Raw genomic sequence first — 8,692 nt, 5'->3', positions numbered from 1 at the left:
ATGCCTTTGGTTTTCGGCGTTATGATCGCTTGCGAAACCGTATTCTCTTGCATCATCAATTCAAACATCAGACATTCGGGGTAGGATAAGAGGGGCTCGCCCTCCTATGCCACCCCAACATTTGACTTAGAACCTTTTTTGTTAGGACACCCGATCTGTCTTATGTCCCAGCCCTTCTCTTTTAAACTACCCTGACAGGGCTCCATTTTTTAACCGTTTAATCGTTAAAAAGGACGACAAAATGATAAGGATGAAACAGACTCCTAAGAAGACAAGTAGCGAAGAGACACTGCTCATGGATTGGGTCATTCCGTAAATCGGGAGAGCCCAAGGGTACAACGATGGTAGCCATGAACCACTTTCATTAGACAAAGCTAAAAAGGCGGGAAAACTCAAAAAGATGCTGATTGCTAAAGCCACTCGACTTGACTTTATTAACATGAACAAATAAAACAATAGGCTTCCTAAGCTAATGGCCCCAATGGTTCCCAATATGAATACGGACAGGTAACTTAAAACAGGGATGGTTGTATCAATCTTTATGACAATTCCTGCAATCACAACCATTGTAAACATTAATAATTGAGCCAAAGCCGTTAAAATGAACACCCACGCCATTTTGCTTAAATAAAACGTGTTACGTTTGATGGGAAATAGAAAAAGATGTTCCCATTCATTGGCCTTTCGTTCAAAATTTAGCACTGTCTCAATAATGATTGATACGATGATTGGAAGGAATATGGTTCCATAAAACATTTGAACCATCATTAACTGCATTAGCCATGGGTCAATGTCTGTATAATTATACTGTTTTACTACGATTTGCGTAAATATAATACACCCGTAGAAAACAGGAAGAGCTACGAGGCCTAAAATGACCAACCAAATCGTCGATTTACGAATTTTCATCCATTCAGCCATGAACGACTGACGAAAGAGTGACATGCTATTCAACTCCAGTCGAAAACGTTTTTCGTTCAAAAAAGAACAAGGAGATCATTGTGTATAGAGCTGCTCCAACCATTAAAAATATAATGTCTACTACGTTAACCGGTTGTCCTTCTAGGAACGGTTGTATCATCGATCCCCAAGGCAACCAAACAGACGGAAGAAGGTTATGAAATAGGAAAACAAACATCCCGATTCCCATCGAGACGAACGAATTCGAAAGAACAACCGAAAGAAAGGTTTGAAATATAACAAATGGTAATGCCAAAAGAAAAGGTAGATATAGTAATGTGCCAAAAGCAATCAGCTCACTACTTTCAACCCCACCATATAGTAGGCTTACAGTCGCAATACTCCCCCACGAAATTAGTCCAAAAAGTTGCACTAAAATAAACACCCATAACACCTTAATAAAGAAATGCTTCCATTTAGCATACGGATACAACAGGACAGATGGCCACATACCTGATCGGTGTTCTACATCTACTACTAACGCAGCATAAATGACAATGACGATGATCACCACATAACTCCACAGGAGGTGAAACGTTTCGTAAATGATTGCCCACACTTGCTCAACCGTGCGATCATTTTGGATTAAATACGAAAACGCCATGCCACCAATCACAGGAAGTAGGATAAGACAGAGGAGAATTGGGACAAGGAGCACACCTTTGCGCTGCTTCCTCCACTCTACCTTTAATAAATGGCTCATACCGCAACCCCTTTTCCTCCGATAAGCGCCATATAAGCATCCTCTAATGTGCGATGATGCTCTTGCACATAATAGTTCTGAATACCTTCTCGTTGTAAAAGCATGACAATGACTTCCTTTGTGACGTGAGGTCCTGTGATCATAATTTCGTCTTCTTTATGGCGTATACTCTTCTGTATATGAAAGCCTTCCATCACCAATAACTGCTCCACCTTGTCTTTTTCAGGAGTATGGACCGATACTGTCGTACCACCATGACTCGCCAGCAAATCGTTCTTTTGCCCTTGATAGAGTAGGCTACCATGATATATGACACCTACCTGGCTAGCGACTTGATCAATTTCTCCAAGAAGATGGCTTGAAACAAAAACAGTAACGCCTTCTTTTTTTGGCAAATCGCGAATGAGTTCCCTCATTTCTTGAATCCCCTCTGGATCGAGTCCGTTCGTAGGCTCATCTAATAAAAGCAATTTGGGTTGATGCAACAAGGCCATAGCAATCCCTAGCCGTTGCTTCATCCCAAGGGAAAAAGATTTAACTTTTTTATGCTTACTCGAAGTTAAACCGACTCGATCGAGCGTTTTTTCGATTTGGCTATTGTCTTCAATTTGACGCAACGTTGCAGCAATTTTTAAATTGTCGATCGCATTAAGATGCCCATAATACGCAGGGGTTTCAATAAGAGCACCTACCTCTTTTAATATGCTCAAACGATTCTTTTCAAGGGATTTTCCTAGAATTTTTATATCTCCCCCATCTGTTTTAACTAAACCTAGGAGCATGCGCATCACCGTCGTTTTCCCCGAACCATTGGGTCCTAGAAAACCAAATACTTCTCCCTCAGGAACGAGAAGATCAACATCATCTACGACCGGCACATGGTTGTAGATTTTTTTTAGTCCTTTTGCTTCTATAATCACTTGGCTTAACTCCTTTCATTTAGCAAATTACTATGTCCATTGCTTTCGCTGAAATGAAATGACCCCTCCAACACTAAAGAGAAGAAAGCTTAAAATAAGCGTTACAACAAAAGCTGTATTGCTTGCCAAAAACCCAGCATCCCCTCCCAGCCCCATAGAAAAGCCTTGGGTCATGCTTAACAACGGATGAGCCCACGGATAAAGCGGTCCCAATACTTCTGAATTAGCAATAAGGATCGCAGGCACTGTCAGCATGACATTCATCACGCTCGGTGCAGCAAAGCTTGTAAACCGTGTCGCAAGCCAAAGCTGAAGAGCAGCAAGAGGCAGACATGATAGAAACCCAGCCAGCACACTAACAAGTAAAGGCATATACGTAAAAGAAGAAATGGAATACCCTCTGGCAACCCCGACAAGCCAGACGGAAAAGAAAAAGACAATTTGTGTCAGCAACAGTAAAGTAATAATGACAACAAATTTAGCAATATACACGTGGTACCTTTCCACTGGTAATGCTAAAAGCTGTTTCCAGCCTCCATGTTGATGTTCATAACTACAAATTAGGGCCGCATAAATTCCTGTTAAGAGAGGTAGGAACAATGCGCTGTGTGCAAGAATCATTTGTGTAGCTAATGCAATCCATTCACTCGCATCTATCGTAAAGTAAGGGAAGAATCCAATAACACTGGCAAGTAACGGCCCCGCAATGACGATGATCCAAACTTTCATATGTTTTAACTTATTCCATTCAACCTCTAGAACATTGAAGAACATATTAATGCACGTCCTTTCTAGTTAACACCAACATCGATAGTAACGCGAAAACGATGCCAAGTATGGAACCGTAAAGCACACTTGTCGAGAGACTTTCGGAAAATCCATCTAATAATAGGGGCCACTTCCAAGGTAGCCAGTCTGGTACCCCTTGTGCATACATAATAAAGGCCGCACTCGCAATCCCTACCGTTAAAGCAGCTCCTTGATTTTTAAAATGCATGGACAACCAGAACTGAAGCAAGACAAAAGGCCATGCAGCAAATAACGTATAAAAGCTCATTTGGAACGCTTGAAGAAGTGAGAATTCATTTGTGAAGCCAAAATAGATACCCGTTACGTACGTCCAACCAACTAGGAAAAGGGAAGTTAACAATAGCATCGTTACAATTAAAAACAGTTTCGAAAGATAGACTTGCTCCCGTCGTACCGGAAGGATAAGTATTTGCTTCCATAGATTTTTTTGATGCTCGATACTTGCCTGCAACGAAATAATGAGTGTAATCCCTAACAATAACGCTGGTGGCCAAAATGCATGAACGTTTACGAGAAAAAAGTAACCATGGTCCGGGTGTACCGATAGCAAATGGTCATAACGTAAAGAATAGTTAATGAATTGTAGGCCCACAACACCGATTGGACCGAACAAGACTAATAACCAAGCAATTTTTTTCGTTTTCAATAAATCAGATCGCAACAAATCGAGGATCACAGCGTTTGTCCTCCCTTTGTCAGTTGTAAGAAGATCTCTTCCAGTGAGGAAGTTTCATCAGAAATCCGGTAAACATCAATATCTTTTTCAACGAATGCTTTCACAAGCTGAGCAATTTCTTCGTCCGAGCGATCATTCATAACCAATCCACGAGCTTGTGTATCTACATTAATTCCCCGCTCCTGTAAAATGGTTGCCGCAACTTCTGGATGGCTCGTCGAGAGAAATATTTTCCTATTTGCTTTCTTACGCAGTTCTTCAATCGAATCCTGAAAAATCAACTTTCCTTTCGCGATAATCCCTACTTGAGAGGCCACTTGTTCAACTTCAGATAAGAGATGAGATGAAAGTAAAACAGTAATCCCATACTCTTTAGGTAACCGAAGGATCAGGTTTCGAATCTCGATAATTCCTGCCGGGTCCAATCCATTTGTTGGCTCATCTAAGATCACTAGGCGCGGATTGGCTAACAGCGCTGCAGCAATGGCTAGTCGCTGTTTCATGCCCAAGGAATACTCTTGCACTTTTCGATCTGCTACTTTTGTTAGACGTACAAGCTCAAGTACTTCAGCAATTCGTGATTTAGGGACCTTCACTATTTTTCGAACCGTCTCAAGGTTATCTTCACCCGAAAGATGTGGATAATAGGAAGGCGATTCCACAAGAGCCCCTATATTTTTTAAGATGTCAAGTCGATGTTGTTTCAGGTCTTTCCCAAATATTTTAATCGATCCATGAGAGGCTTTAATGAGCCCTAGCAACATACGAATGGTCGTTGTCTTGCCAGCTCCATTCGGTCCGAGGAACCCGTAAATCTCTCCTTCTTTTACTTTGAGGTTTATACGGTCCACCGCATGCACATGTTTATAGGTCTTCGTTAAATTGTTCGTTTCAATCAAATAATTTGTTGTTGTCATTATGAACCCTCCATCTTCCATTTACGTTTCGATACGAGTAAAAAACAGATATGACTAGCTACGCGTTTTATTCAGGATGAGTAGATATACAGCTCCAAGAAACGTAGCAATCGAAAATACGGTTAAGGAAACTTGCTGAAACAAGTGACCTGTTACTTTTTCCCCTAAATTAAAAACAACACTGGAAAGAATAAAAATGGCAAGCACAGAAAACATCAAGCGATACACTTTCAAAAAGATCTCGTTCGCGTGACCAGTTTCACCTGCTTGCTTAGCGACAATCCAAAACACAACAAACGCTATGATCACCAATAATCCGCCAATCGAACTTCCATAAAACGCAATCTCTTCAAGCTGCATACTTCATTCACTCCCTTTACTGGATATTAACTCCAAAAGGTTCACCTTCATTGTAAAGAACGAGTTACATTTTGTAAAGTATTTTTTACCTCTATCTTTGAAATTGGGTTTTTCTAAAATAAGACCACCTTACTCCTAAAAAATATATAATAAAGGGAGAAGGCAAATCTGAAGAAAGGATGGCCACCGATGATTGAACTTTTGGACTTTAATGAATCAGACTTTGACCAGCTCCTAAAACATATCGAATCTCCCGAGTTTTTAAAGCAATGGAGCGGCTCAGCCTTCACATATCCCCTCACGCGATCCCAGCTGGCTTCTTACATTGATGGGGCAAATATGGACGGAAGCGATCAATACATATTCAAGGTGAAAGCCGTAGGTTCTAGTGAAACCATTGGCCATATTGCACTCGGAAAAGTGGATCGTGTTAACGAGTCGGCTCGAATGGGCAAAGTGCTCGTCTTTCCAGCAGCAAGAGGAAAAGGATTTGCGGCGCCAATGATTGAGGAGCTGCTTCGAATCGCCTTTGAGCAACTTTCGTTAAATCGAGTCTCTCTCGGTGTGTTTTCTTTTAATGTTCGTGCAATTCACCGCTACGAAAAAATAGGATTTCAACGGGAAGGGCTCCTTCGGCAAAATACAAAAGTCAAAGGAGAATATTGGGATCTGATTGAAATGAGTATGCTGAAACGGGAATGGAATGAACGGAAGTACTCACAATGACATATTTGAAGTAAAAAAGGCTATGGCAAAAGGAAAACGTACTCCCGTTTGACATAGCCTTTTATAACACTCGTTTCCTCAAGGCGCTTGAACACCAATCGACGATTAAAACCACAAGGACAACCCCGATCATGATCATCCCTACCCTATCCCAATTCCTTGCCTGAATTGCAAAGATTAACGGTGTACCAATCCCACCAGCTCCAATGACCCCCAGTGTGGCCGCCGAGCGCATATTAATTTCGAATCGGTATAAAGTCGCAGAAATAAAGCCTGGTAAAACTTGTGGAATCACGCCAAAGGCTAACTGCTCTAATTTATTTCCGCCAACGGCGACGATCGATTCTACCGGACCTGGATCCATCGCCTCTACCTCTTCTGCGTACAATTTCCCTAGCATCCCGATCGCCCCAATCCCTAAAGCTAACATTCCTGCATAAGCGCCGGGGCCTACGACTTTGATAAATAGAAGAGCTAAAATGATATCCGGTAAGGTACGAATAAAACTAAGAGTCGATTTTCCTCCTTGTGAAATAAGCGGGGTTGAACTTAAATTTTTCGCGGCCCAAAGGCCAATCGGAATCGCGAGAACAATAGACAGACAGATACCTACTATCGCGATAGCTAATGTCTCAAGCAAACCTCTAAGCAAATCTTCTCCCTCAGGATTATAGATATAACTAGTATCAGGTGTAAGAAACCCTTGTACAATGCTTTTTGTAACGGGCCATGCCGTATCAAGCATCCCGTTAAACTGTATACCCGCAATTGCCCATCCGTATAAAGCGAGTAGAACAATAAACAACAAAGAAAATTTTGCTCTTCTCAAGAACCGTTCTTTTTTAAACAAATCGGACCGTTTCATAGTAACTTCTCCCTTGTCTTCAAGCTAATCAGATCAATGAGGATAACAACGACCAACGTATAAAGAATAAGCGCCAGCACTTGGTCATAGTTAAAGGAACTGAGCGCTCGGTTATAGAATAGCCCGATTCCACCCGCTCCAACTAATCCGAGAATCGCGGCCGCTCGGATATTAATCTCAAACGTGTAAAGAACATAGGACACAAAGTGGGGCATGATTTGCGGTACGACCCCAAACGCTATCCATTGTAATTTGTTTGCCCCAACGGCTGTCATAGACTCTAGCGGGCCGTCATCAATGTTTTCAATCGCTTCGAACGACAACTTCGCAATGATTCCTACAGAAAAAACAGACAGAGCCACAATGCCTGCTAGAGATGAATATCCAAGAATCGCCGCAAAAATGGCAGCAAGCAGTAAGTCTGGTATCGTCCGTAACACATTTAACCCAATACGCGACGCTTCAACAAGCCACCGTACGTGAAACATGTTCCTTGCGCAAAGGAACATGACTGGGATGGAGAGAATTGTTCCCATCGTTGTCCCAAGTAAAGCCATTCGAATCGTATCGAGCATCGCCGGTGTCGTTGTGACGATATAAGACCAGTCCGGCGGAAACATGCGTGATATGAGGTCAAACATATTGGAACCATTTTGAACGATGACATAAGGGTCAGCCTCAATGTAAATAGCACTTGCAAAAACAATGATAAATAGAATCACGAGAAAAAGGTAAAAGGAATGTCGTGAAGGCTTTATTGGCACCCGATCATTCAGTTTCGTTTCCATCACCCGACTTCCTTTCCTAACAATTCATCCTCTTTAAGTGGTCTACCGTAAATATCTTTAAACACCTCGTCTGTTGCTCTTTGCGCTGGACCATCAAAAACGACCTTTCCGTCCCGTAAGCCAATAATTCTTGTGGCATACTCTCTTGCTAAGTCAACAAAATGCAAGTTAATGACAACTGTCACCTGATCCTCTGTATTAATTTTTTTTAAATCATCCATCACTTGTTTCGTCGTGACCGGATCTAGCGATGCCGTCGGTTCATCAGCCAATATCATTTTTGCCTCTTGCGCAAGGGCACGAGCGATCGAGACACGCTGCTGTTGACCGCCTGATAATTGACTAGAACGGGTATAGGCTTTTTCTAAAATATTAACTCTTTCAAGTGATTGAAGGGCGAGATCTACATCTTTTTGAGGAAATAGATTGAAAAGCGTACGAAACGTGTGATTATGAGCCACCCGACCAGAAAGGACGTTACGTAAGACAGTGGAGCGTTTCACAAGATTAAAATTTTGAAAGATCATTCCAATATCTCTTCGCATCATACGTAGCTCTTTTCCACTTGCTGAAGTGATCGATCGACGATTAATCATAATGTCACCATCGGATATATCGATCAAACGATTCATGGCACGCAATAAGGTCGATTTACCCGCTCCAGATAAACCGACAATCGCGACAAATTCCCCTTTTTCAATCGTTAAATTAATATTGTCTAACCCTATTACTCCATTCGGATACACTTTTGAGACATTCTTCAGTTCAATCATAGAAATCCAACTTTCTAATAAGTAGTTAAGTCGTAAAATGAGAAAGCTTGGTTCACCCAAGCCGTAAATGGCGGGTGCAATTTTTTCTTATCCTTCATCTTTTACAGAAGCAAAGTCCTTAAAGAGGAAAAAAAGTTGTTCAAAAGGGAGCTCTCCCCCCTTTTGGACAACCTCAAGATCGTGAGCCCCTAGAG

11 protein-coding genes are annotated in these 8,692 nt (G+C 41.7%); 1 reads left to right on the top strand and 10 read right to left on the bottom strand.

What is annotated here, in order from left to right:
* Positions 1 to 186 precede the first annotated feature (186 nt).
* Genes E2L07_RS15205 through E2L07_RS15175 form a run of 7 tightly spaced genes read right to left on the bottom strand, consistent with a single transcriptional unit; the run spans position 187 to position 5,346 of the window.
* Positions 187 to 945: an ABC transporter permease gene (locus E2L07_RS15205; protein WP_134229982.1), complete on the bottom strand. Its 759-nt coding sequence runs from the start codon at positions 943 to 945 to the stop codon at positions 187 to 189.
* A 1-nt stretch (position 946) separates the two neighbouring features.
* Positions 947 to 1,663, bottom strand: coding sequence for an ABC transporter permease (locus tag E2L07_RS15200; RefSeq protein ID WP_053432180.1), 717 nt, complete (start codon positions 1,661 to 1,663; stop codon positions 947 to 949).
* The gene (locus E2L07_RS15195) at positions 1,660 to 2,583 is read right to left on the bottom strand and encodes an ATP-binding cassette domain-containing protein (protein ID WP_134229981.1); all 924 of its coding nucleotides are present in this window, start codon (positions 2,581 to 2,583) and stop codon (positions 1,660 to 1,662) included. Before E2L07_RS15195 ends, E2L07_RS15200 begins: the two co-directional genes overlap by 4 nt.
* Before the next feature lie 30 nt (positions 2,584 to 2,613).
* Positions 2,614 to 3,357 (bottom strand): ABC transporter permease, encoded by a 744-nt coding sequence (locus tag E2L07_RS15190; protein ID WP_010896625.1) that lies wholly within the window; start codon positions 3,355 to 3,357, stop codon positions 2,614 to 2,616.
* A gap of 1 nt (position 3,358) precedes the next feature.
* Positions 3,359 to 4,069 (bottom strand): ABC transporter permease, encoded by a 711-nt coding sequence (locus E2L07_RS15185; RefSeq protein ID WP_010896624.1) that lies wholly within the window; start codon positions 4,067 to 4,069, stop codon positions 3,359 to 3,361.
* Complete coding sequence (locus tag E2L07_RS15180; RefSeq protein ID WP_134229980.1) at positions 4,066 to 4,986, bottom strand: ABC transporter ATP-binding protein; 921 nt, start codon at positions 4,984 to 4,986, stop codon at positions 4,066 to 4,068. The genes E2L07_RS15185 and E2L07_RS15180 overlap by 4 nt, the downstream gene beginning before the upstream one ends.
* Positions 4,987 to 5,040: 54 nt before the next feature.
* A complete protein-coding gene (locus E2L07_RS15175; protein ID WP_010896622.1) occupies positions 5,041 to 5,346 on the bottom strand; it encodes a hypothetical protein in 306 nt (101 codons plus the stop codon).
* A gap of 189 nt (positions 5,347 to 5,535) precedes the next feature.
* Here E2L07_RS15175 and E2L07_RS15170 point away from each other — a divergent pair, with 189 nt between their 5' ends.
* Complete coding sequence (locus E2L07_RS15170) at positions 5,536 to 6,072, top strand: GNAT family N-acetyltransferase (protein ID WP_010896621.1); 537 nt, start codon at positions 5,536 to 5,538, stop codon at positions 6,070 to 6,072.
* 61 nt (positions 6,073 to 6,133) lie between these two features.
* Here E2L07_RS15170 and phnE (E2L07_RS15165) read toward each other — a convergent pair whose 3' ends face one another.
* Genes phnE (E2L07_RS15165) through phnC form a run of 3 tightly spaced genes read right to left on the bottom strand, consistent with a single transcriptional unit; the run spans position 6,134 to position 8,498 of the window.
* The gene (gene phnE, locus E2L07_RS15165) at positions 6,134 to 6,937 is read right to left on the bottom strand and encodes a phosphonate ABC transporter, permease protein PhnE (RefSeq protein ID WP_010896620.1); all 804 of its coding nucleotides are present in this window, start codon (positions 6,935 to 6,937) and stop codon (positions 6,134 to 6,136) included.
* Entirely contained in the window at positions 6,934 to 7,725 is a 792-nt protein-coding gene (gene phnE / locus E2L07_RS15160; RefSeq protein WP_010896619.1) for a phosphonate ABC transporter, permease protein PhnE, read from the bottom strand. Before phnE (E2L07_RS15160) ends, phnE (E2L07_RS15165) begins: the two co-directional genes overlap by 4 nt.
* Complete coding sequence (phnC, locus tag E2L07_RS15155) at positions 7,725 to 8,498, bottom strand: phosphonate ABC transporter ATP-binding protein (protein ID WP_010896618.1); 774 nt, start codon at positions 8,496 to 8,498, stop codon at positions 7,725 to 7,727. The genes phnE (E2L07_RS15160) and phnC overlap by 1 nt, the downstream gene beginning before the upstream one ends.
* Positions 8,499 to 8,692 lie beyond the last annotated feature (194 nt).

It is taken from the genome of Halalkalibacterium halodurans (assembly GCF_004376175.1).
Classification (GTDB): domain Bacteria; phylum Bacillota; class Bacilli; order Bacillales; family Bacillaceae_D; genus Halalkalibacterium; species Halalkalibacterium halodurans.
This window is presented reverse-complemented; position numbering and strand designations above follow the sequence as displayed.